Annotated in this window: 16 protein-coding genes; 6 read left to right on the top strand and 10 right to left on the bottom strand. The window is 66.9% G+C overall.

Annotation, left to right across the window (positions count from 1 at the left end):
* The 3 genes from K4G59_RS06460 to xylB are packed head-to-tail and all read right to left on the bottom strand — an operon-like array spanning position 1 to position 3,760.
* Positions 1-1,188, bottom strand: coding sequence for an ROK family transcriptional regulator (locus K4G59_RS06460; protein WP_231250152.1), 1,188 nt, complete (start codon positions 1,186-1,188; stop codon positions 1-3).
* A 2-nt stretch (positions 1,189-1,190) separates the two neighbouring features.
* Complete coding sequence (gene xylA, locus K4G59_RS06455; protein WP_231250151.1) at positions 1,191-2,357, bottom strand: xylose isomerase; 1,167 nt, start codon at positions 2,355-2,357, stop codon at positions 1,191-1,193.
* Positions 2,354-3,760: a xylulokinase gene (gene xylB / locus K4G59_RS06450; protein ID WP_231250150.1), complete on the bottom strand. Its 1,407-nt coding sequence runs from the start codon at positions 3,758-3,760 to the stop codon at positions 2,354-2,356. Before xylB ends, xylA begins: the two co-directional genes overlap by 4 nt.
* A gap of 188 nt (positions 3,761-3,948) precedes the next feature.
* On the opposite strand from xylB, the gene speB reads away from it, so the two are divergent.
* From speB to K4G59_RS06430, 4 genes are all read left to right on the top strand, one after another.
* A complete protein-coding gene (speB, locus tag K4G59_RS06445) occupies positions 3,949-4,959 on the top strand; it encodes an agmatinase (RefSeq protein WP_231250149.1) in 1,011 nt (336 codons plus the stop codon).
* A 95-nt stretch (positions 4,960-5,054) separates the two neighbouring features.
* Positions 5,055-6,263, top strand: a complete 1,209-nt coding sequence (locus tag K4G59_RS06440) for a glycoside hydrolase family 16 protein (RefSeq protein ID WP_231250148.1) — start codon at positions 5,055-5,057, stop codon at positions 6,261-6,263.
* A 122-nt stretch (positions 6,264-6,385) separates the two neighbouring features.
* Positions 6,386-6,544 (top strand): hypothetical protein, encoded by a 159-nt coding sequence (locus tag K4G59_RS06435; RefSeq protein WP_231250147.1) that lies wholly within the window; start codon positions 6,386-6,388, stop codon positions 6,542-6,544.
* A 396-nt stretch (positions 6,545-6,940) separates the two neighbouring features.
* Complete coding sequence (locus K4G59_RS06430) at positions 6,941-8,014, top strand: hypothetical protein (protein ID WP_231250146.1); 1,074 nt, start codon at positions 6,941-6,943, stop codon at positions 8,012-8,014.
* 119 nt (positions 8,015-8,133) lie between these two features.
* On the opposite strand, the gene K4G59_RS06425 is transcribed toward K4G59_RS06430, so the two are convergent.
* The 5 genes from K4G59_RS06425 to K4G59_RS06405 all read right to left on the bottom strand — a co-directional run bounded on the left by K4G59_RS06425 (position 8,134) and on the right by K4G59_RS06405 (position 15,506).
* On the bottom strand, positions 8,134-12,465 hold the full coding sequence (locus K4G59_RS06425; protein WP_231250145.1) for an NACHT domain-containing protein: 4,332 nt from the start codon (positions 12,463-12,465) through the stop codon (positions 8,134-8,136).
* 55 nt (positions 12,466-12,520) lie between these two features.
* A complete protein-coding gene (locus K4G59_RS06420; protein WP_231250144.1) occupies positions 12,521-12,925 on the bottom strand; it encodes a DUF6375 family protein in 405 nt (134 codons plus the stop codon).
* A complete protein-coding gene (locus K4G59_RS06415; RefSeq protein ID WP_231250143.1) occupies positions 12,922-13,821 on the bottom strand; it encodes a radical SAM protein in 900 nt (299 codons plus the stop codon). Before K4G59_RS06415 ends, K4G59_RS06420 begins: the two co-directional genes overlap by 4 nt.
* A gap of 194 nt (positions 13,822-14,015) precedes the next feature.
* The gene (locus K4G59_RS06410; protein WP_231250142.1) at positions 14,016-14,606 is read right to left on the bottom strand and encodes a hypothetical protein; all 591 of its coding nucleotides are present in this window, start codon (positions 14,604-14,606) and stop codon (positions 14,016-14,018) included.
* Between the two features lie 84 nt (positions 14,607-14,690).
* Positions 14,691-15,506 (bottom strand): nuclease-related domain-containing protein, encoded by an 816-nt coding sequence (locus tag K4G59_RS06405; RefSeq protein WP_231250141.1) that lies wholly within the window; start codon positions 15,504-15,506, stop codon positions 14,691-14,693.
* A 158-nt stretch (positions 15,507-15,664) separates the two neighbouring features.
* Here K4G59_RS06405 and K4G59_RS06400 point away from each other — a divergent pair, with 158 nt between their 5' ends.
* Complete coding sequence (locus K4G59_RS06400; RefSeq protein ID WP_231250140.1) at positions 15,665-16,714, top strand: tyrosine-type recombinase/integrase; 1,050 nt, start codon at positions 15,665-15,667, stop codon at positions 16,712-16,714.
* Positions 16,715-16,774: 60 nt separating this feature from the next.
* On the opposite strand, the gene K4G59_RS06395 is transcribed toward K4G59_RS06400, so the two are convergent.
* The gene (locus K4G59_RS06395) at positions 16,775-18,217 is read right to left on the bottom strand and encodes a hypothetical protein (RefSeq protein WP_231250139.1); all 1,443 of its coding nucleotides are present in this window, start codon (positions 18,215-18,217) and stop codon (positions 16,775-16,777) included.
* 98 nt (positions 18,218-18,315) lie between these two features.
* Here K4G59_RS06395 and K4G59_RS06390 point away from each other — a divergent pair, with 98 nt between their 5' ends.
* The gene (locus tag K4G59_RS06390; protein ID WP_231250138.1) at positions 18,316-21,954 is read left to right on the top strand and encodes a PIN domain-containing protein; all 3,639 of its coding nucleotides are present in this window, start codon (positions 18,316-18,318) and stop codon (positions 21,952-21,954) included.
* 412 nt (positions 21,955-22,366) lie between these two features.
* Here the strand turns inward: K4G59_RS06390 and K4G59_RS06385 are convergent, their stop codons facing one another.
* Entirely contained in the window at positions 22,367-24,373 is a 2,007-nt protein-coding gene (locus tag K4G59_RS06385; RefSeq protein WP_231250137.1) for a KAP family NTPase, read from the bottom strand.
* Positions 24,374-24,499 lie beyond the last annotated feature (126 nt).

Below are 24,499 nucleotides of genomic sequence, written 5' to 3'. Positions count from 1 at the left end.
TCAGGACGTCAGGTCCAGCTCACCGCTGAGGACCGGTCCCAGCGACTGCTCGGCGGCGCCGAGGGCGGCCGCGCGGATGCCGAGCGTGCTGAGCCGCAGCTCCGGGCGCACCTGCGCCTCGGAGGCCAGCCGTTCGTCGAGCGTGCGCCTCGCCGGGTCGAGCACGAGGTCGCCGAGCGGCACGAAGTAGCCGCCGAGCACGACGACCTCCGGGTCGAGCACGCTGCTGAGCATCGCGATGCCGAGGCCGACGCCGCGCCCGACGCGCTCGAGGCCGGCCCGCACCCCGGCGTCGGTGGCGGCGCGCTCGGCCACCGCCTCCGCGGTCCGCAACGGGGTGTCCAGCTCGACCATCTGGACCTCGGCGAGCATGGCGTGCAGGCCGACAGAAGCCTCCCAGCAGCCGTGGCGGCCGCACCCGCACACCGCGGACGCATCGCCGAGGGGCATGTGGCCGACCTCGCCGGCGAAGCCCGCGCTTCCGCGCACCAGCTCGCCGTCCTGCACGATGCCGGCGCCGACGCCGACGGTGCCGGTGAGGTAGAGCGCGTGTGCGGCGCCGCGGGCGGCCCCGTGGTGGGACTCGGCGTACGCCGCACAGTTGGCGTCGTTGCTCACCCGCACCGCCGGGGCCGGGCCGGCACCGAGGTCGGCCAGCGTGGTCGCGAGGTCGTCGGCGAGACCCGCGCCGTCGAGGCGGAGGTTGGGCGCCCACGCCACGGTGCGGTTGTCGCCGCGGACCAGCGCCGGCACCGCGACGGTCGCGCCGACCAGCCGGCGGTCGTCGCCCACCGCAGCGGTGTACGCGTCACGGGCCAGGGCCAGCAGGTCGGCGGTCTCGCCGGTGCCGGGCCGGCTCTCGCTCAGGACCACCTGTCCGGCCAGGTCGAGGACCACGGCGGAGGTGTAGTCGACGTTCAGCTCCAGCCCGAGGGCGACGACGCCCTCTCCGCGCAGCGCCACCGGACGGCCGGGCCGGCCTCGCACCCCAGGACGCGAGCCCTCCTCGGCCACCGCGCCGGCGGACTGGAGGTCCGCGACGATGACGCCGACCGTGGCCTTGGCCAGGCCGGTGTCCTTGGCGAGCTCGGCCCGGGTGGAGGGCCCGCGGCGGCGCAGGGAACGCAGGACGGCGGCGGTGTTGTCGCGCCGCAGCCCCTCGGTGCCGGCGCCGCCGGGACGGTCCACGGTCAGCGGACGCCGTACAGGTGCTCGAGCGCCAGTTGGTCGAGCAGCTCGAAGCCGCCACCGCGGGTGGCGAGCTCCTCGGGGTCGCGCAGCTCGGCGGCGAGCAGGCCCTTCCACCCCTCGTCCGCGCCGACGGTGGGGACCTCGAGCTCGGGGACCCTGGCCGCCTCGAGCGCGGCCTGCACCTCCGGGTCGGCGCGGAAGGCCTTCACCTTCTCGCGCAGGATGAGGTAGTTGCGCATGTTGGCCGCGGCCGACACCCACACGCCGTCCTCGTCCTCGGTGCGGGCGGGCTTGAAGTCGAAGTGGACCGGGCCGTCGTAGCCGCCGGCGAGCAGGGTGTCGACCACCCAGAAGGCGCCGCGGACGTTGCCGGCACCGAAGCGCAGGTCCTGGTCGTACTTCGGGCCGTTCTGGCCGTTGAGGTCGATGTGGAAGAGCTTGCCCTGCCACAGCGCCTGCGCGTAGCCGGCGGCGGCGTTCATGCCGGCCATCTCCTCGTGCCCGATCTCCGGGTTCACGCCGACCAGCTCGGGACGCTCGAGCCGCTCGATGAACGCCAGCGCGTGGCCGATCGTCGGCAGCAGGATGTCGCCGCGGGGCTCGTTGGGCTTGGGCTCGATCGCGAAGCGCATGTCGTAGCCCTGCTCGGTCACGTAGTCGCCGAGGAGGTCGAAGGCCTCCTTCATGCGGTCGAGCGCGACCCGGGTGTCCTGCGAGGCGCCGTACTCCGCGCCCTCGCGACCGCCCCAGGCGACGTAGACCTCGGCGCCGAGCGAGGCTGCCAGGTCGACGTTGCGCATCACCTTGCGCAGCGCGAAGCGGCGGATGTCGCGGTCGTTGTTGGTGAAACCGCCGGACTTGAAGACCGGGTGGCTGAAGAGGTTGGTCGTCGCGGTGGTGACGACCAGGCCGGTGTCCTCGAGGCCCTGCTTGAAGCGGGCGATGATCTTGTCGCGGGTGGCGTCGTCGGAGCCGAACGGGATCACGTCGTCGTCGTGGAAGTTCACGCCGTAGGCGCCGAGCCCGGCGAGCTTCTCCAGCGCGTGGACGGTGTCCATCGGCGAGCGCGTGGCGGGGCCGAACGGGTCCGCGCCCTGCCAGCCGACGGTCCAGAGGCCGAAGGAGAACTTGTCCTCAGGGGCGGGGGCGGGGATCTGGGTGGTCATGACGTGCCTTCCGTTGCAGGAGTCCAGGGGGCGGTGCGCTCACGGAGGTCGGCGTAGACCTCGCGGACGTGGGGGGTGGGGTCGGCCTCGAGCACGGTCGTCTCGGCGGCCGGCCAGTCGGGGGGAGCGGACGTCTGGGCGAGGGCCCACGCGGCCTGCCGCGCGGCGCCGAGGGCGACGTACTCCCCCGACGGCGGCAGCGTCACGGGCGCGCCGAGGATCGCCGGGGCGAGCGCCCGCAGCGCGGGACTCCTGGTGGCCCCGCCGACCATCAGCAGGCGACGTGGCTGCTCGCCGGTGGCGGCCACGAGCCGGTCGACGGCGTCGGCGAGCGAGCAGAGCAGCGCCTCGTACGCCGCCCGCGCCAGGTCGGCGCGGGTGGTGCGGGGCGTGAGCCCGGTCCAGGTGCCGACGGCGTCGGGACGGTTGGGGGTGCGTTCGCCGCCGTAGTAGGGCAGCAGGGTGACGCCGCCCGCGCCGGGGGTGGAGGCGAGGGCGAGCTCGGCGAGGCCGTCGTGGTCGACGCCGAGCCACTGCGCCTGGAGGTCGAGGATCCCGGCGGCGTTCATCGTCGTCACCATCGGCAGGTAGCCGCCGCTGGCGTCGGCGAAGCCGGTGACCACGCCGGTGCCGTCCGCGACCGGGACCGTGCTCACCGCGGACGCGACGCCGGAGGTGCCGACCGAGACGAGCACATCACCGGGACGCAGGGCCATTCCCAGGGCGGCGCCCATGTTGTCGCCGGTGCCACCGGCGACCAGGGCTCCGCCGGCCGTCTCCGCCGCTGCCGTGCCGGGCGCGACCACCCGCGGCAGGTCGGCCGACCTGCCCAGCGCGCGCTCGAGCAGGTCGGGGCGCCAGGAGCCGTCGGCGGTCGCGAAGTATCCGGTGCCGGAGGCGTCGCCGCGATCGGTGAAGGCCGGCGTGCCCGGGGCCGAGAGGTGGCGGGAGACGTAGTCGTGGGGGAGCAGCACCGACGCCACGCGGGCGGCCCGGTCGGGCTCGTGGTCGCGCAGCCAGCGCAGCTTGGTGACCGTGAAGGAGGCGACCAGCACGCTGCCGACCGCGTCGGCGCACGCCTGCGGCCCGCCCATCTCGGCGATCAGGTCGTGCGCGGCGCCAGCGGAGCGGGTGTCGTTCCACAGCAGGGCGTTGCGCACCGGCTCGCCGTCGGCGTCCAGGGCCACCATGCCGTGCTGCTGGCCGGCGACGGAGACCGCATCGGCCCGCTCGAGCAGGCCGTGTGTCGCGTCGTCGACCGCGCCCAGCCAGGCCCTCGGATCCACCTCGGTGCCGGGCGGGTGCGGTGCGGTGCGGGCGTCGACCACGCGCCCGTCGTCGGTGTCGACGAGGAGCGCCTTGGTCGACTGGGTCGATGAGTCGATACCGAGCACGAGAGCCACGTCACTATTAAGTACGAGTCTCGAACTAATGTCAATGGTGCGGCCCGTCTCTCGTGGTAGTCCACCGGCAAACGGCTGACGACTCCGGCCCTGGACGACCGTTTCCCGGTGGACTACCCGGCCGGCCTCCGGTTGATCGGCGAGCGGTTCGCGGCACTGGGGGCCTGGTAGCGCTCTAGCATCTGCCCATGGCTCGCTACGGCGCTCAGTTCGGTCCGGACATCACCTTCCTCGGCGTCCCCGCGTGCGACCTCGACGACCCGGCGACCTACGCCGGTGCCGACGTCGTCGTGGTCGGGGCGCCCTTCGACGGCGGCACGTCGCACCGGCCCGGCACGCGCTTCGGGCCGCAGGCGATCCGGATGACCGACTACCTCCCGCACGACGGGTCGCGGCCGAGCCTGGCGCTGCGGACCGACGGCCTGCAGGACCTCCGGGTGGTGGATGCCGGCGACGTGGAGATGCCTCCCGGCGACATCGAGCGCGCGCTCGGGGTCCTGGAGGCGGCGGTGGAGAAGGTCGCCCGTGCCGGCGCGATCCCCGTCGTGCTCGGCGGCGACCACTCGATCGCCTTCCCCGACGCCAAGGGCGTGGCCAACGTGCTCGGCCACGGCCGGGTCTCGATGATCCACTTCGACGCTCACGCCGACACCGGAGACATCGAGTTCGGCTCGCTGTGGGGCCACGGCCAGCCGATGCGACGCCTCATCGAGTCGGGGGCGCTGCGGGGCGACCGCTTCCTCCAGGTCGGGCTGCGCGGCTACTGGCCCGGTCCCGAGACCCTCGACTGGATGGCCGCGGAGAGGATGCGGTCCTACGAGATGACCGAGATCGTCCACCGTGGGCTCACCGAGTGCCTCACCGAGGCGTTCGCCATCGCGACCGACGAGTGCGACGGCGTCTTCCTCTCCGTCGACATCGACGTCTGCGACCCCGGCCACGCGCCGGGCACCGGCACCCCGGAGCCGGGTGGCCTCAGTGCCCGCGAGCTCCTCGACGCGGTACGCCGCATCTGCCTCGAGCTGCCTGTCGTCGGCATCGACGTGGTGGAGGTCAGCCCGCCCTACGACCACGCCGACATCACGGCAGCGCTCGCCAACCGGGTCGTCCTCGAGTCACTGTCCGCCATCGCGAGGAGGCGGCGCGACGAGCGCGACGGCACGACCTGGGACCCGGCCCGGCCGCTGCTGGACCGATAGACGCCCGACGATTTGGCTGCGAGTGGTGCCCGGGACACCCTCGACGGGAGACCTGTCGAGAGACACGAGCCACGACCAACGAAGGAGACATCGCCATGCCCGCACGACGTGCGCTGGCTGGTGGCGCCCTCGCGCTGCTGATGCCCGCGTCCCTGCTCCTCACCACCGGCACCGGATCGGCCGCCGATCCGTCGGTGGCCGCACCGACGGTGCTGTCGTCGTCCGAACGCCTGGCCACCCGGTCCCGCGCGAAGATTCAGGTGCTTCCCCAGATCGTGCAGCAGGGGCGCCGCACGGCCAGTCCCGACGCTGCACGGGTGGCCGTCACGGCCACGGTCAAGCCCCGCCGCGCGGGTCGTCCCGTCCGGCTCCAGGTCAAGCGCGGCACCCGGTGGAAGAACGTCGGGAAGGCACGACTGGACCGCCGCGGCCGTGCGGAGTTCTCCGCCCGCGCCTCCCGCCGTGGCGCCCCCCTGACCTACCGCGTGAAGGCCCAGCGCTTCAAGGGCCTGCGACCCACCGCGAGCCGCGGCGAGAGCACCGCACGCTGGAGCACGCCGCTCTACACCGAGACCTTCTCGGGCCGCTCGCTCGGCCCCGAGTGGAGCCACCGCGGCCAGACCTACGAGAGGGCCAGCAAGCGACTGTGCTCCAAGGGCAGCCCGAAGGCCGTCAAGGTGCGCGGCGGCAAGGTGCGCCTCAGCGTGATCAAGGACCGCAGCCGCAAGGGCAGGTGCAAGGCGGTCAAGCGGGGCTCCTCCTCCGGCCGCTACGCCTACCGCCTCAACGGCCACATCTCGACGCAGAACCGCGTGTCGTTCAAGTACGGCTTCGCAGCCGCGCGGATCAAGATGCACACGCGTCGTGGCCAGCACAGCAGCTTCTGGATGCAGCCCGAGGTGTCCCGTGCCGGCAGCCCGCGCACGGCTGGCGCCGAGATCGACGTCATCGAGTACTTCGGCGACAAGCACCGCCGCGGCGGCCTGACGAGCTTCATCCACTGGAAGCGCGACGGCCGGGTCGTCAAGACCGGCTCCTGGATCAAGCAGCCGCGGAGCTTCTTGAAGAACCGACGGGACGGGTGGTCGAAGAACTACCACGTGTTCTCGGTCGAGTGGACGCCGAAGCACTACATCTTCCGCATCGACGGCAAGGAGACCTGGCGTACCCGCAAGGGCGTGTCCGGCCAGCCGCAGTACCCGATCCTCAGCCTGCTCTCCTCGGACTACGAGCTGTCCTACATGAAGGACAAGCAGCTGCCGCAGCACATGTCGGTCGACTGGCTGCGGATCTGGCAGGCCTGATCAGGTCCGCCGGCTGACGAGCCCGGGACTTCCGGCCCACCCGCGACAGGTCCTCAGGGCCTGTCGCGGTGGCGTTTCCGGGGGCATGCTGGAGGGCATCAGCACGAGACCCGGAGGTAGCGATGCTCACCCAGCAGTACGTCCAGCACGACTGGCCGCCCTTCCTGTGGGCGGCGGTGCTGCTCACCCTGGCCACTCTCGTGGTGATGGGGATGGGCCTGTTCCTGGTGGGCGCGAACCGGCCCAAGCGCAACCGGCACAGCGGTCCGCAGGCGGGTTGAGACGCAGAAACGGCCCCGGCACGGAGCCGGGGCCGTTTCGATCTGCGCGCCTGTAGGGATTCGAACCCCAAACCTTCTGATCCGTAGTCAGATGGTGAGTAGGCACCAACAGTCGAACTGAGCGTGGAATCGGACAATGTCGAGCGCAGATCGACGCATATCAGCGCACATCTTGCGCCCCTGCTGTGTCCGCAGTGTGTCCGAGCGCGCGCTCGGAGCGTTGCCGGGCTCGGCCGACGGGCGCTGCCTGCATCTGGGTCAGATCGAGGGTTGCCTGGGGTGCCCCTATGGGAGGACGGAATCGAGGACCGCGTGGTGTCGGTCGATCTAAATCGCGCCGATACAGATTCCGAGCGGGCGCGATCGACACGTCCGCCGCGATCTCAGGAGCACTCAATGGACTACACCTTCCTCCCGACCCCCCTCGCCATCTCGCTCGACCGCGTCCGGGATTCTAAGGGCAATCCGGAGTTAGATCCGTGGGGCGGCGCCACCTTCGAAGCGACCAGTCCTACCTATCCGGAGCTATCCGGCAGGTCGTCGAGCGCCGATGAGGCCACCCAGCACCTACTCGAAGCAGTCATGTACGCGCTACCACTGGCGCGCGAGGTGACGGACGCTCTTCAAGCCGCCGGTTACCCACTCGAAGTGGTCATCGCCTGGGAACGTGAGACTAAGGACTGCGCCGATCGCAGTTACCGACACAGCGCGGACTTGGCCGTCGCCACATTGAACGACTACACGACCTCGGGCATCCCCGCGCTCACTGCGTGCGGATTCGTGCCATTGCTCCCTCTGGCAGACGCGGTTGCAGTGCACATAGCAGGGTGCGGACCCCAAGACGTTCGGGAGTACGCACGGATGGCCGAATCCAGCCGATGGTGGGACGTCGACTTCGACATCATGTCTTGGCTGCTTGCGGGCTTACCAGCGAGCCGCGGGCACCTGTACGTCGACCACTGCGCGGTCGAGGAGGCCGTCGAGTGGGAAGCCTTCATCGAGGGCTTCCCGGTCAGTGACGACGATCTCCGCAGCCTTGTCCGGGCCCACATCCGGCCGCAGGACGTGGCCCGTGGGTTCCCAGTGCGCAGGGGTGCCTTCTATGCCGAGCACTCGTCGCCACGCATCGACGCTGTGGCATGGGAAGGATTCGCCACTCGATACGGGGTCGCCGATGACAACCTTGTCGGCCTCACCGCGCTCTTCGCGGAACCCGGAACGGTTGTCCCAGGATTCCCACTACATCGGGCTGCCTTCTACGCCGCGTGTCGCACCCCCATCAACCTCGTTCTGAGGTGGGAGGACGTCCTGTCCGAATATGGGCAGCCGGTCGACGACTCTGACCTCTGCGACATTCTCTCCGCAGAACTCGAGCCGGAGTGTCTGCTGGAGTGCGCCGCCACGAGTGACGACGCCGGTTTCGACCTCGGCCAGGCTGCGCGTGCGCTGATGGGGTTGCGCCCACGGTGAAGCTGCCCCACAGCGCCCACTAAGACGCGCAGTGATTCGGCCGGGACGACGGCTGCGGGGTAGGCACCGGGTGGCGACGAGTGCTTTGTGAAACAAGAGGTGTCCCGAGGTAGCAGCGACTACTCGGGCTTTCCTTCGTCCTTTTGCCTCCCGCCGACCGCTTTCGGCCTTCCTTCAGCGATGACGCGATGTGTTCGCCAGACGTTGCGGTAAGCCCGGTAGACCTCCAGGAGTCGATCGGGAGTCTTCTTGGACCAGTCGGCGTGGATCTGGCGTTCGCCCCATCCAAACGTGACGACGGACCGGTCACCCGTGAACGCCGTCACGAGGTCCTCTCGGATGTACAGCACATGGCCGTCGAAGCCCTCGGGCGCGCTGAAGCTCAATGACGCGGGACGACCTTCGACATCGACTTGGTTAAACCCAGCGGGAAGCGAGCGGAGGTCCGAGTGCTGCGAGAGACGTTGGCTCGGCACGTAGGCGAAAGACTGGTTCTCCGAGCTGTTATGCCCCTCCCACGCGAACGAGTGGGCCAGCGACTCGAATTCCAACTCCACGTACGGTGGTACTTTTGCGCGGTAGGCATCCGCCCTGGCCCGCATGAGGGCCAGGATGTCGATCTCTCCACCCTCAGCGCCGTCCTCGGGCTCGCCGTATGGGATCTCGAGGAGTTCATCGTCCGACGTCTCTCGATCAACGCGCGCATCATCGCCGTCTGTGGGGACGGGCAGATCCATCCGGATGTGATCGACGTACGGGTCCTCGCGGTCGTGGTAGTCCTCCCAGCCATCATCCTCGTCGCGCTCGATGGGACGCATACCCGTGCCCGCGATGTCGTCGCCCGAGGTCACCATCCGCTTGTGCCACGGGATCTCCCCAGCGAAGAGATAGTACGCCTTGGGGAGTTCGATGAGGTCGCGGCCGGGGTGCTCTACGTGCTCCCAGACTTCCATGAACGAGGCGAGATCGTCCGGTGCGATCGCGACGGTGTTGAACAGGCCGTAGCCGCCTCGCCCAGTCCGCTCGTCCTTCGCGTTGATTTCGGCGTGGATCAGGACCCACGGACCTTCGACTCCCGCCAGGGTCTGGGTGTACATCAGGTCGTCCGGGATGCTCACGATCCCGTTGATGAGCCAGTCACGGTCATCGGCGGGTGTTGCGTGGACCCAGGTCGGGATCGAGAACGGCAGGGGCGGTGAGACCTGCGGGAAAGTCGGGTCGATGTCGACCTCGAGCTTGTAGACACGGTCCCCGCGCGCATGCAACATGCCGGTCACCAGATACAGCCCTATCCAGCTGTATTTCTTCCCATACCGCTCGACGCGGTTCGGATTCTTGTCTGTGTCCGTGCGGCCTAGGATGTTATCGACGGACGAGAACCGGTCTTTGCGCCAGCCGAGGTCGTAGATGACGCCGAGGACCTGGGCGGTGGCGTTGCGGTGTCCTTCGTGCTCGTAGTTGTAGTTGCCTCGATCGTCGAAGAGCCGACCGAGGGTGTAGTTCCCGAAGTCCATGTGGATGGTTTGTTCGACTTCATCGTGTCGACCGTCGCCCTCGGGGAGGGTTTCGGGGAGGTGACCGTCGGCGAACTCGATGCCACCGGCAGCATTTTCCGGCAACGCGTCCGGGTAGTAGATGCGCGCGAATTCGAACGTTCCAGCGATGTAGTACCGGATGAGCCGGTGATAGGTCGGCGCCGTGGGGGCGTCCCCGGCGGTCGCAGCCAAGAGCGCCTCGAGGTAAGTCCGGAGCTGGTTTCCCAAACTGGGGTCAGGTTGCTGGTGAGCGGTGGCGACGCCGTACGCCGCGGCAATTGCTCGTTCCCCGACGTACAGGTCATTGATCTCCAGCGCCCCGGCGGCGAGCTCGAACAGCGACCCAGCGTCGCCTCGGCCGAACCAGTACAGGGCGGCGGTCGCTGCATCGCGCAGGTCTCGGACGGTGCTAGTTAGCATCCACATGAACCACCGGGCGCGCAGTGCGTCAGCCTCGGTTCGTTCATCGGTCTCCCGCCAACGCGTCGTCCACAACCGCAGGTCTTCCATCGCACGTGCGTCGGTTCCCGGCTGTCGAGGCAGATACGACTGGGTCGAACTCCGGAGCCACTCGGTCCAGGTGAGGTCGCGGTCGGCCACCGTCACAGACCGGAGAACGGCGTCGGAGAAGAGCGCGTTGAACGGGTGCTCCGGTACCGCACGAACGGACCGAAGCCGCGCCCAGAAGGTCGGCCGGCCCGCCAAGGTCGGCAGGTTCTGTTCCCAGGCCGCGATGGTGGCTTCGTTGACATCCTCCGGCGCGAGTTCGGTCGCTCGGAGGAGCGCGGCGTCGAGGAGAGTGCCCTGGACGTACTCCCAGAGGTGGCCAAGTCCGCGTTGCGGGAGCACGAACACCAGTGCGTCGAAGATGTCCAGGGCCAAGGGGTGTACCTCGGCCGTCTCGCCGAGAAACTTTGCCTCGACTCCGGGGGCACGCAGAGACGTCGCGAACGACGCGCCGCCGGCTTCGGCCATGGCCGACGCGACGATGTGACCCGCGAGGAGGTCGTAGACGACAGCCACAACGAGCCCTTCCTGACCGTGGGGCGCCTCAGGGGTCTCGAGCCCATCCTGTTCCTCGTCGAGCTCTTGCGCTGTCTGGCGGATGAGGACACCCTCGCCCTGGAGCGCGTTGAGGATGGTTTCGTCCCAGCGCCGCTGGGTGTCTCCGAATAGCTGCTTAGCCCTGATCTCGCTGACCTCGCGGGAGTTGGTGTTCCACATCTCCACGCCGAGGGCCCGCAAGGCCGAGCGAACGTCGGTGGCACCAATGCGAGAACTAGTAAGGGTCTCTATGCGATTCGCGACGTCGTCCAAGTACCCGTCGAACATCGCGTTCAATGAGTGTGCTCGTCCGATCAGGCGCACCCTAGGTTCCCTGTTCGGGTTCATGACCGCGCAGAAGATCCGCAGCGCGATCGGGTGATCGAATCGCTCTAGGGGCAGGTCTACGCCACCGGCGTCGATGTTGAAGTGATCGAAGTACCTCGCGACCGCTTCCTCGACGTCCTCTCCGAAGCCGTCGAGAACCACCACGGAGTCGCTTAGCGACAGCGGGATCGCCCGGGAGGCGAAGGCCGACCGGAGCGTGCAGATCAGGAGAACCGACGGATAGTCCTTGAGCACCAGTTCCGCTTGCGCCAGAAGCGACTTCCACTCGCGAGGATCCTCGGCCTCGTTGAGCCCGTCGATGACGACTGGGAGGCGGCATTGGGCGCGGGCCGCGGCCGCGTCGACGGCGGCAAGCAGGGCTTCGAAGGTCTCGACCCTCCTGCCGTTGACGGACACTCGCGCGGCGAGGTCGTCGAGACTGTCGCGGCTTCGAAGCTGGCGGCCGAAGAGCAGCATGCCAGCGGGTCGGGATTCAGAGGGGCTTGCGAGCTTGGCCGCGAGCTGGGTCTTCCCGTACCCGGCATCACCGGTGACTGTGACGCACCGGACCGCGAGGTGACCGAACACGCTCTTGGCCAGCGCCGCGGCATCGCGGGTGTGGAAGACCAAGTTGGCGCAGGCGAGCGCCGCCGGGTGGTTGGCGGCACGAAGCTTGCGCAGTACCGGAGGAATCGCGGGAGGCGGGTCTGGGACAATTGCTTCTCCTAGTTCGCGCCACGTGTGGTCTCCCCCCGGCGTGAGGTGCTCGTGAGCGTCGGCGAGGAGCTGCCGGACCGTTTCCGCAGTCCCGAGCAGCACATCCAACTCCTCTTGGATAGATGCTTCGAGTGGCTCCGAGTCGACATCGCTCTCGATAATCGCCGTGAGCGAAGTGATCTCGGTTCCGAACAACTTGAGGTCTTCCCACGCATCAGGTTCGGCGAGCATGCGCCGGAGCTTCGTTTCGGCGGGGCTGGTCTGGTGCACCTGGGGGAACCAACGCTCCTGGACGTCGGCGAGAGCGCGCTCCTGAAGCACTTCCAGCCGGTCCGGGGTGAGGACTAAATCTCCGAAGTACGTCTGCCTGAAAAGTTCAGCATCGCCGGTGAGTAGGTTGGCGAGGTCATCTGCTACCTGGTGATCCAGCTTGAACGGCGCGCTACCGGACAAGGAATCCCACCAAGGCTCGTCGGTCGGTGCGAAGGGGCGGCGGGTGCACAGAACCCAATCCGTGAGCCCTGGAAGGTGGGTCTTCGTCTTGTCGAGCGAGTCCTCGACGTCGTTCTTCCGGGATGCGGTGATCGTGCGGCCGGGCTGAAGACCTGGCCACCATTTCGTTTGCCAGCCGAACCAGTCGCCGGCATCTCCGAGCGGGCAGCCCCTCTCGAGCTTGAGGTGGAACTCGACGCCCGGCTGCTGGGATCGCGCCTGGAACCTCCCGAATCTGCCGTAGGTGTGACGCACCGCGCCGCGCCACAGGAGCTCGAAGTTGGCGGTCTGGTCGCCGGGCAGGTCCTCGAACCGGCTCCAGTCGAGCTCGGTCACGACGCCGCCTTCACGGCGGGTTCGCCGGTGCGGCGCTCAGCAGGCGCAGAGGGCACTACTGGCCCCCCACCCCGGTGCTGTGATCGTGCATGGAGAACATCTCCACAATGGCGCCACGGGCGAGGAGTACCTTGACGAAGGCGATCACGTCGATCTCGTCCGTCTGAACGACGACGTCGGACCCATCTGCTTTGACGTCGGCGTCGTACAGGAACTGCTCAACGTCGGCGTACCCAAGACTATGGATCTTCACCTCGCTCAGCACGGCGAGAAGTTCGTCGCCAAACATCCGAAGGGGCTCGCCGTATTCCAAGCGTCCAGCCTCATGCTCCAACTCTGCTGCCGCGGTCAGGACCTTGATGACCTCAATCGCTGCATTCGCTTCATCTGCGTCCGCGAAGTGCCCGATGAGCTTGAGGTTCATCGAGTGCTCGGTCCCGTAGCCATGCCAGATCTTCATGCCGCCTCCACCTGTGCGAGCTGCTCAAGAGCAGCGATCACGCCATCTTCGCCAATCCGAACGCCTCTGGCTGCGTACGACGAGGCGCGAGCCGTTCCGCTCGCGTCGATGTGTGCGTACGAGCGGAGGCCCACTTCCCTAGGAAGTGCGTCCGCGGTTGAAACGCCAAGCTCAGCTTGCGCCGAGGTGGCGAGCGGCACTGGGCCGGTGTACGCGGCGACCCACTCCTGCAGGACACGCAGCGTTTCCTCGCCGGCGCCGGTCGTGCCGCCGGTCGGCTGCTCCGGGAGCAGGAGAAATTCGGAAGCCCCGTGCTCCGCGGCGACAGCGACGAGGGCGTCGAGGTCTCCAATCGTGTCTTGGTTGATCACGGTATTGATGCCCCATCGGAAGTCGCCGGCGATCGCGTCCAAGGCGGCGCGCAGCTGCGTAAAGCTTCGCCCGCGGAGGCGCTCGTAGGTGCTTCCGACCCCGTCAACGCTGACCCGAACGAAGTTCACGGTGCCTCGAAGGCGCGAGATCAGGTCGGCGTTCCAGCGGAGGCCGTGGGTCGTCATGGTCACCGCGAGGTCGGTTTTCTCAGCGGCGTGTGCGCAGACCTCGGGAAGGTGCCGGTACAGGGTCGGCTCGCCGCCGCCGAATCCGACACCGAGTGCTCCAGCTTGGTCGAGCTCGTCCATCCACCTGAACACGTCGCTCTTCTCGAGGACCGCGCGGTGCTTCGGGGCGTAGCAGTACGAGCACGCTAGGTCACATGCATTGGTCACCGCGACCGAGACTTGGCGCGGCGCAGTGGCCCAGGCTCGCTTTGGCGGCTCGATCTCGTCGAGGAGGACGTTCAGGCCGGTCCGCCTGTCGAAGACGTGCATGCCGTCGGGCCCGAGGCGGATCTTCATGCACGTCTCCCGTAAACGTTGATTGCATCACCAAGTCCTAGGCGGCCAGCCTAGAGACAATGGTGGGGCCTGTGTTCTAGTTCTGCCTCGCCGCCCTTCGGTTTGACACCACGGCCGTTCGGGACCGCTGCACTGATCGGTGACAGCCGACCTAGCCCATTACGCCGCTCAAGCGCCACGCGATTAGGCGGTGGCTACGTCGATCGCGTGAGTCGACTCGGCTCACCTGCGGACGCGATTGCGTCGCCAAGTTCAGAGAACGGCAGCGGCGGTCCGGCAACTCTTGCCAGCGTCGCGAGGCCCATGGAGGCGCCGCGCTGTGCCTCGATGGCTCCTCGATCAGCGACGTAGAACTCCCATTGCGAGACGTCGAGTACGTCGTAGCCGTCGTGGGTCACGGCGGTGTGGAGGCAGAACACGTACGCATCTGCGTTGAACGCCTGGGTCGTCGACCACGCTCCCGTGACTTCATCCCATCCGTAGGCAGCAGCGACTCGGAATCTCGGAATGCTGAGCTTCTTCTGCCCCCAGGCCTGAAGGTAGCCAGACGACTTGACCTCGACCCTGATGCCGTCTGGCCCAGTCACGTCCCATGGAGCCCATTCGACCCGCGCGGCCGTTGAGCCGATGGCGCAAGCAACTAGGAATTCGGCCAGGTAGCCACGGACGTTGTTCGTGCGGAGGTCGTTCATCGCGAACCGCCAGAACTCGATGACTGCGGCGTCCACGCCGTTGAACTGCTCGGTACCGGTGAGCCGGGGCGCCGGCGGCGCATCAAACGTCATTGGTCGATCGAAGCAGACCAGTGCGAGTCGCACGCTGAGTTGGGAGATCTAGGCGTGCGCACGACTCCGCCGTCTTCTTGGGCGCTAGGCAGGACGCAATGCGTCAGACAGCTCACGATGCACTCGGCCCACGCCTTCGGCGTCCAGAGCCCCTGCTTGCGCAAGGTTCGACAGCAGGCGCTTAGACCACAGGACCTCGACATCGCGTGTGGCGAACGTGCCGCCGATCAGCGGCCAGTCAGCGTCCACGAAACACAAGACCCCGCGCACCGAGACCTGCTCGCCGACAATGCTGCGGACGGTTTGGACCTGCGCGAGGACACCGTCAACCAGCTTGGTGCAGTCCCGGCGGCCGACGATCAGGCGCTCCACTCGTGGGCGCAGCAACCCGCCTTCGATCCGTAACTGTGGGCGACCCCGGTACCTCTTCGCGTCGATGACGTAGACGCCCGTCGGCGTCACCGCGAGGTGGTCGATGTTCGCGCGACTGCCGGGCATCCGGCGGTCATGGAGCACACGGCACGTCTCGGACTCCGACTCATTCAGGCGCCTACCGAGTCGTTCCTCGCCCACAGCGCCAGTGTCCCAAGCCGTGGTGGACTGCGGCTCGTCGCTCAAAGCCAGGATGAGATCGCCGAGCTTCGGATGCTTGGTGCGGATGCGTTGCTCGCGGGCGGCTTTGCGGCGCTCGAACTCGCGTCGCGCGGAACTGCCAGCCGTGCCCACGTCGACGGGGGTGGGCTCCAGCTTGGGTTGCTCGTGGGTCAGGCAGCGGACGGTCCTGGCTTCTCGCTCGTAGATGGCTTCGGAGTTCGCGGGAAGCGCGATGTCGCATTCCCTGCACCTGCCGGGATACCGAAGCCGCATGCGCTTCTCCGCAGGCGCGGTCGTGTCGTCCACACACGGACCGTAGCCGTCTATCGCGGCTCCCGGACGGGCATTGCCGAAGGTGATGGCTTTCCACCGTCGGGCCGCTACCGGCCCTAGCGTCGGGCAAGTGCCTCGCCTTAGTGCGGCGGACAAGGGCGAGGCTCAGCCGACTCCGCCAGGTGACCTAAATGAACACCCTCCTGCCGTTCCAGCCAGACGCCATGACACCAGCCCAGCTCGCTGCCGTGTCGTACCTCGCCCGCTACTCCGGGCACACCCACACGCTGTACGCCTCCCAGCTGCGGCGCTGGTTCGCCTGGTGCGAGACCAACGCCCTCGACCCGCTCGTCGGGATCCAGCGCGCGCACATCGAGCTCTACATCCGACACCTCGGACAAGCCGGGCTGATGGCGTCCTCGGTCGTCACCTCGATGCACGCCGTGCGCGGCTACTTCCGCTACGCCCACATCGACGGACTCATCGTCTCCGACCCGGCCGTCTACGCGCGCCTGCCGAAGGTGCACCGCGACGAATCCCGCACCCAAGGCCTGGACCGTCTCGAGCTGATCCGCTTCCTGCAAGTCGCCCAGACGATCACCGTCCATCACGGAGCGCTGGCGTTCCTCCTCGGCATCAAGGCGCTACGGGCATCCGAAGCGGCCGCGGTCCGGATCGAGGACTACGCCGAAACCCTTCGCGGACACCGCGTGCTGCACCTGGTCGGGAAGGGCGACAAGCCCGCCACCATGCCGATCACCGTTCCCGTGCTGCGCGTCCTTGAGGCCTGCCGCGGCAGCCGTACCGGGGGCCGACTCATCCTGCGACCCGTGTCCGGCAAACCGATCGACCGGCGAGACGCCTACCGGATGGTTGCCCGCATCGCGAAAGCAGCAGCTATCCCGCGGCACATCAGCCCACACTCGCTACGCCACGCCGCCATCACCAACGCCCTCGACGCCGGCGTCCCGCTACGAGACGCACAGATCCTGGCCAGACACTCCGACCCCCGCACGACCGAGCACTACGACCGTGCCCGGGAAACCTCGACCGCCACGGCGTCCACTTCCTCACCGCCTACGTCGCCGGCGTCTAGACGAGAGCGGACGCTAGCGCCGCGAAGGCGCATGCAAACGCCCAGAATGGGTCACGGCTTCAAGCGGCCGAATCGCCGAAATCAGAGCACGCACCTGTTGTCGCGATTTCGTCCGTTTCGAGCGCTGGAGGGCGAGTTGATATGAATCATGCCGCGTTCAGGGCTGCGCGACCTGGTCCGTTCTCCTGCAACGCCGTCAAGCACTTCAGATGCCCGCAGGCGGCGACGGCCAAGGGTAGGACTCCCAGGCTTTGGTCAGAATGGGGTTCTCTGCGCCCTCAGGTTTCCCGACCTTTCCTAGGCTCACCACTCCGTCGCCGCGCGTTGCGATCAGCTCGAGGAGGATTCCCTCTACACCGGCGTCGTGTGTCACAAGCCATTCAAGTTCCCGTGCGCTCGCTACCGCGATCGGAACGTCGGGAAGGCTTACGCCGGGGATTACAGCCACGTCGTGGTTCATCAGATAGGCAGCGCCGGTGTAGAAGGGTTCGGAGGTAACCACGAGCGCGAGCATGGGGCGGTCGGTGGGGATGTGCGCAAACGCGGGGTTTGCCTCTGCCAGCTGCTCGACGGTTCGGCCCAGCTGTTTGCGTGCCTTGCCCAAGGTGTTTGACAGGACGTCGAGGAGACCCTCGTCGCCTGCTTGAGCTGCTGCAGTTAGCCTTCGCGACTTGACCTCGACGAGAACGACGAGGCCGGGGAGCACCACGAACCAGTCGACGCTCTGGCGGCCGTCACCTTTGCCGTAGAAGATCTCCGGGTGAACTTCCGCGGTTGCGATGAGTTTCAGTTGCCGTCCGACATAGTGCTCGAACAGGTAGCCGAGCTCTCTGGCGAAGTCCGGTCCGTAGTTGGCGATGCCTGCGTAGTAGAGGCTGCCCGGGGTCACCGAGCGCAAGATGAGTCGGGCCGCTGGCGCGATGGGTACTCCGTCGCCCATGTCGACGAACGGCGTAGCGACCAAGGGGTTGTAGTCGAACCGCGCGGTCTCGGAGGTGCCGACCGAGTGAGCCCTAAACGCGTCTCGGAAGTCGCTAGGGGTAATTGTCAGCCTAGCCGCCATCGCCTCGATGGACGCGCGCGGATACAGGTCCAGCACCGGCTTGAAGTGCTCCAGATCGAGCCAGCTCGGGTCGTACACACCGCCGTTCTGGAAGGCGCCGACTTGGAGCAGGAAGGTCGCCCCGACCGCCTCGCGCAAAGGGATTCCACCTAGCATCTCGGCGATCGAGGCCGGCGTCACGATCTCGGTCGCGACTTGCTCCAAACCGTCGATGAGCATTGCGTGGCTGCGCGAGACCTCCTCGTACATCGACTCTTGGTAGGGGAACTGCTCGTAGGTGAGTCGGGTCATCAGCGCGATGAGCAGGTCAGGGCGAGGTAGGGACGACTCTGGAGGTACACCGGAGATATTGAAAGTGCGCATCAGTCTCTCGAGTGCCCGCATGTCTGCTCGCTTGTCACGGAACTCGTTGCCGTAGAGCAGTGAGTCTCTCGCTGCGGCCGCTAGACCCCACGGCGCCAGTTTCTGCTTGATCGCCTCGGCGTAAGGCGGCTCTCCCTGGGCTGCCGAGATGCGCGCCAGAACTGGCATTAGCTCGGTGGGCTTGAACGCGCGGCATGCCTGGGCAAAGGTCGCGTACGGCACGCTCGGGTCTGACGAGTACGGCATTTGCTCCTCCGGTCGGCCCGGCATGAATGTCGGAGCTGAGAGCTATCGTGTCGCCTGAAACGAGGGAGCTCCAGATGGCGGACATCGGTTCAGCGGCGAAAGCGACCGTAAAGGTAGCGAAGGCAGCTGGCGGGTGGCCGCTGCTGGCTGAGGTTGCCGCCGACTTTGCGGCGCAGGCTGCGGTCCGGCTACTAAAGGATCGCACCGTTCGTCAGCGGGTGGCCAAGTCGGCCTCAAGGGCGGCCGAGGACAAAGGCATTGTCATTACCGCTGGGTCCTTAGCGCAGTGGCTCGAGCGCGATGACGTCCAAGATTTGCTCGCCACAGGAACCGAGCAGGGCGTCCACTCGGCGATCGATCAGTTGAAGTGGCTCATCGTGGGCCATGACGACACCCTGGATCAGAAGGCTCGAGACCTGCTGACCATCGTGCTCGCCGAGTTCCTCATCGCCCAGGACCCAGCCACCGCGATCTCCTATCAGCACACCTGGCTGCGCGGCTTCATCGGACGACAAACCGAGGAGATCGTCGAGGCCATCGAGGCCAGCCGTGACTCCATCCTCGAGGCGGTCTCAGACGTCAACACGTACCCGGTCGCCCTACGCAAGTTGCATCCATGGCGGAATGACACCGGTCGCGAGCTTGCCGAGGAATGGCCTCCACTCATCGGCCTAGTGCAGGCCTTAGCCGCCGCCAACGACCGCAGTCAGGTCCTGACCGACTGGTCGTTGCACCCGCCTGAGCAGCTCGAGACCGCGAACACTCGGGTCTGGGAGTGGCTTGCGCAGGTCGCCCAGGACTACGGCGCAGGCGAGGCGGCGTGCACGTTCTACGAGAGGGCAGTCGACCTCGGCGGAAGCCCACGTGGACTGCTCTACGCGCGTGCTGCCCATTCTGTAGCAAGCACCAACCTTTCGCGGGCGCGCGAAGTCCTAGACAAGGCCCTTGATCACCCGTTGGGGCGTGCGCTTCAAGCCCTCTGGGACGACGACCTCCGTGCAGGGATCGTTGCGCTCGAGGACTGGACTGTCACGACCCCCTCCGAGGTTGCGATGAAGGCCGGGTTGCTTGCGCGCGCCCAAGCTCCCGAGAGCATCAACCACGCCGTCGCCACAGCAAGGACTGCTCTGGAGTCGACTCAGCACGCCTCGGGCCTCGCCCTGATCGCAGCAGAACTCCTTCTCCAGCGAGCGAAGTTCGGCGGCAGCGTGTGGCCCTCAGCCGACGCGTCTGAGGCTTTCGACCTTGCTGTGCGCTCACGCAACGGCCGACGCCAGTGGTCAGGCGATGTCGTAGCCGCAGTGCGCGTCGCCATCACTGCAAGCGCCCTTATGCACGACCTGAACCGTGGGTACCAGCTGACCCGCACACCGCCCTCGGGCGACGCCCTCCCCAACGAGGCGGAGGACCCCTTTGTGAAGCAGCAGGCCGCGGTGCTCGCAGCGATGACCGGGAGACGGGAAGACGCCGCGCTCTTAGCACAAGCCTCCGGGGACGAGTACGCGATCGCCACAGTGGCTGGCATGGAAGCGCTGTACGCCCACGACGACGAGACCGCGATGGCCGCCTGGACGCGTGCGTACACGGCTGCACCGGACAACCTCGCCCGCGTGCAGACCGCTCTGATGATGGTGGGTGGGGACGTCGAACTCCCCGACTTGTCCGAAGTGGAGACTGAGTACCCCGATCAGGTAGCCGAGGTGCGTGCTCTCGACGCCCTCCCCCGCGATCGTGACGAACGACTTGCCATACTCCGGAATGGGGCGCTCAACGACCGACTGATGGCCGTCACCCTTGCCGGCATGTACAACGACGAGGAGGACTACCGACGGTCAGGCGAGACGATGACCACCGCAGGCGAGCGCTGGTCTGACCCGTCTCTGATGCGGATGGGGAGCGCTCAACTGTTGCGTGCGGGCGATGTCGAGGAGGCGCGCCAGGCCGCCGAAGCAGCCCTCGACTTGGGTGGCCCACAGTGGGGCGGCGAGATCGAGACGCGCAAACTGCTATTCACGATCCACGAGCAGCTCAACGAACCGGCATCGTCGATTCGCCAACTGCAGACCCTCATAACGCTCGACCCCAACGACGACGCGCACCGGTGGACCTACGTCCGCTGCCTCGTCCGGCAAGGCGACGTCGACGACGCGTGGGACGCGCTCCGGCCCGATGGCGATCCCATCGACCCGTCAGACGCCGAGGATGCGGCCCTGTGGGCCAAGCTCATCACTCGCTTCGATGTCGATTTCCGATACCTGCGTCGGATCCTCAACGAGATGGAACGGTGGCGAGACGACTCGGATGCACTGGGGTCCCTCGTCGCCCAGCTCTACTTCTGGCTCCAGCGCAACGGTGTCCAGCCCTCATCGGAGGACGAGACCACGATCCGAGCCGCGATCGATGACTACGTAAACAGGTTCCCCGAAAACCCCCACCTCTTCGCCGCCCCGGTCGCTGACCTGCAAGCCCAGCTGCAAGAGCAGGCCAGGTCACAGTTCGAGTCTCTTCAAGCCATTCGAGGGGAGGTCGCTGGCGGACCGCTTCCCCCAGGTCTGCTGGGCCAGGTATACAACCTCCCGCACGCTGCTGCGGCGCTTCTCAAGCTCGAGGGGTGGACCTTGAGCCATGACCCAACGCGCGACAACAGCAGCGACGTAGACGCGGCGCTAGACAAGGTCGTCGCCGTCGATCTTTCGGCGATCGCGACGCTCTCAGCACTGGGCCCAGCCCTGTCTGCGAGTCTTACGAGCGCGTTCCAGCGGATGGACTCGACCGAGATTGACTTCCTCGACACCCTCAACACTAGGGAGATCTTCGAGTTAGGGATGGCCCAGGTCATCGTTTGGGATCCCGGGTCGGAGTCGGCCAGTCTGATGCAGCCCAGCCAGAAGCAGTCCGAGCAACTCCTTGCTCAGGCCATGCAGATGACCATCCTCTTGTCGGCAGCGCGGCGCCATGCCGTTCGTGAGTTTCGTGCGCTGTCCAGCCACCGGCTCGCTGAAACGCCATGGCTGGCGACGATGGACCACGCAGCGCACACTGGCATTCCGTTCTGGTCCGACGACGTCGGGGTGCAGCAGCTGGCAAGAGAGCATGGCCTGTTTACGTTCGGTTCCTTCGACCTAGCTACGCGCCTCGCTTCCGCCGGGCGCATTGCGCCTGACCTCGCCGTGGCTATCAGAGCGGGTCTGGTTCGTGACCACCATGTCGACTTGGGATTCGACCGCGACGCGATGAGCCTGGCCGGTGACCTAGATGGTTGGGCGCCGGGCGGGTTGGCAACGTCATTGGCACGGGCGCGGACGTGGATGGATGGCGAACAGGCTCTGAGTTTCTTGATGCAGGCGCTTAGCCGCCCGGAGAACCACGTCCCTGACCGCCTATTCAGGTGGATGGCTAGTTCGGCGACCGGCCTGACAAGTGGGCTGGTCGCCGAGCAGGCGTCAAGCAACCTGCGGGTTCTACTTCGCATAACGGCGAGCCAGCCGTGGGTCACAGCCGAGCTCTTCGTCACGATCCTAGACGGGGTTCGGGTCGGGCTTCGCCGATCAGACGAGATCACAGATCCTCTAAGGCCCGTGCTGTCTGAGTTCTGGAAGGCGCTGCTCGAACGGCTCGACCATGCCGGAGCCAAGGCCGTGCTGTTGGAGCGGATGAAGTTCTGCTCAGAGCAAGATCGACAGTGCGCTGTCGCCGTGGTTCTAGCGCCGTAGGAGCGGTCTTCGAGCGCGCCTAGGGTTGCAGTTTTGATCGCCTCGCGCGCAATTGTGGCCGCGCCCGCAGCGGCCGCGCGTAGTGCGCACTCCGCCTGTCGGGGCATCCGAACTGCCGTTGATCCGGCACAGCTCCCCTTCGAAGTCGGTCGAGAGATCAGGCTGTTTCCTCACCTTCCGACTCCCCAAGCCAGGGAGAACGCCGAGGAGACTGCCCGCTCATCGGTGTCGAGGATGCGGAAGGCTGTGCGCACGAGCGAGTAGATCTGGTCGACCCACGCGGTCGCAGCTGGACTGACACGTCCCGGGAATTGGGACCCAATCGCCAGAGGTGCGTGCCGGGCACGTTGGTTGTCGACCGAATGCGAGGTGGGAAGACATCCGGCGCGGCGGCCATTCGATGCGAGGCTGGTCAGTTCGAATCCGGCGACGTCGAAGATTTCTGGGGTGCGCTGACCCGTCCAGCGACGAAACGCCGTCGGTTCGCCCAGCTCAGGTCATGCACGTCTACGTCGGAGTCCATCGGTTCGTGGTACCAGGGATCGTCCCCAGCGGGTGCGAGCTCGTTGAACATCTCTTGCTCGAACTCGACTTGCAGTTGCCGGTCCTCACCGCTTCCGCTAGTCGAAGCGAGTCTGGAGGCGAGGATGGACAAGCTGGCCTCCCCGGACTCCAGCAGGTCCGCAATGCCACTACGAATGCCCGCGGGGTCGTGTCCGAGCACGAACGCCGCTTGGTAGGCGACCATGGAGGATCCCGGGGCGGCATCACCCAGCTTGAGGTGCTCGATGAAGTCCGTCGCACAGCCGCGGACGAGCGTAGCTGTGACATGGTCGAACCACTGCGGACGGCTTGAGCCGTGGATGCGGGCCATCCTGTTCTCGACCCGTCGCCAGGTCTGGATGCGGTTGGGTGGGCTGCTGATCCTGTCAAGAACTTCTGCAACTGGCTCAGCCGGGCTTTCCTTGTCAAGTCCGATGAGGATGTCCGCGATCCAGCCGCGAATCTGGTCGTCGCTTGAAAAGTCAGACGTCGCTTTCGATGGGAGGCGATTCAGTACGTCGGCCAGGCCTAGGGCCAGTTGAAGCCGGCCGGTGTCGTCCGTCGGCTGGGAGGCCTCAGCTTGCGCCTTGCCAAGCACCAGGTTCGCGCGACTGTCGTCCTCGGTCAGGATGAGCTCACCCAGGTCAAGAGGCTCGCCGGCCACCGCGCGTGCGACGGCGGACGCGACGATCGCGTCGCTCACATCGTGATCAAGGATTCCCATGGCGAAGTAGCGATCGAAGTATTCGTCGTGCTGGACGCTTTGTCGTCGGTCGCTTGCCGGGACGAAGAGGGTTCCCGTCGCGCCGATGTTGGGGAACAGCGCCACGAGCAGCGTCTGGGCGTAGGCCCGCAGCGCTTCCGGCGCAAGCTCCAACAAGGGAGTCGGATCGAACTTCACGTACTCGAACGTGGGGGACTTTGGTTGGAGCTCGCCTGTGTTCCCCGTGATGAGCTCGTTGCGGTAGCGCGGAATAGCGTTGAAGAGTGCGGGAAAGCTCACCCTGACCAGGGTCAGGAACTGCACGTCCTCGTCGTCGATCTCGTCGGGCGGGAGAAGCGGAATGTGGTGCTTGACCTGTGCGATGTACCGGTCGATCGCGCGCGGAGTGGTCAGCAGCCGGGTGAAGCAATCAGTGAGCTCGCTGAGCCGACCGGACGCGATCCGGTCACCCGCGCGCCCGGCCAGGACTGGACCCAAGCCGTCGTTCAGGCGGGTGATCTGCTGGTAGCGCATCATCGGTGGCACGATCAGCGGGTACTGGACGATCTTCTCCATGAACCGTTCGGCGGTGCCGTCGTGAGGAGTGACTGCGCCCGAGGTGGTCATGCTGCGGTACAGCGTCTCGTCGTCGTAGGCGAGGAGATACTGAACGCCGTCGAAGCGGCCCAGGAGCCTGACGACCTTGAGGAGCGCCATCAGCTCGTCCGCGTGCAACCGGTCGATGTCGTCGACCACGATGAGGATGGGCTTCTGCAACTCCTTCAGCTCCGCAGATGCGGCGTTGAACGCGACCTGCCAGGACGGCGACTTGGTTAGCGCTTCGGAACCGAGTCGGATACCTTCCGCGACGACGCCGCCGCCGAATGGGATCAGGTTCGCCGCAGGAGCCGCGACCGACGCTGTGACGGCAAGCGCCTTGCGGACCTTCTCGCCCTTCTTTGGAGGCAGCACCTCGGCGAGGGATGAGTAGAACTCCGCCAGCAATCCAGCGACGTCGCTGGTTGCCCAGGGCGTGAATCGGGCGATGCCCCACTTAGGGCGGACGCCTTCGAGTTCCTCGACGATCATGTTCACCAGGGACGTCTTACCGCTGCCCCATTCACCGCTCAGTCCGAAGACGGTGCTTGATTCGAATGAGTGAGTTGAGACCATGTCGCGTGCCGGGTTCAGTGGAGGCTCTGAACTGACGCGCCGACGGTAGTCGGTGTGGGATTGTGCCGGTAGTGCTCGTCCTCGAACTCGACTGGTGGGACGAGTCCGATCTCGCCGTGCAGGCGT

It is taken from the genome of Nocardioides furvisabuli (assembly GCF_021083185.1).
Taxonomy (GTDB): domain Bacteria; phylum Actinomycetota; class Actinomycetes; order Propionibacteriales; family Nocardioidaceae; genus Nocardioides; species Nocardioides furvisabuli.
This window is presented reverse-complemented; position numbering and strand designations above follow the sequence as displayed.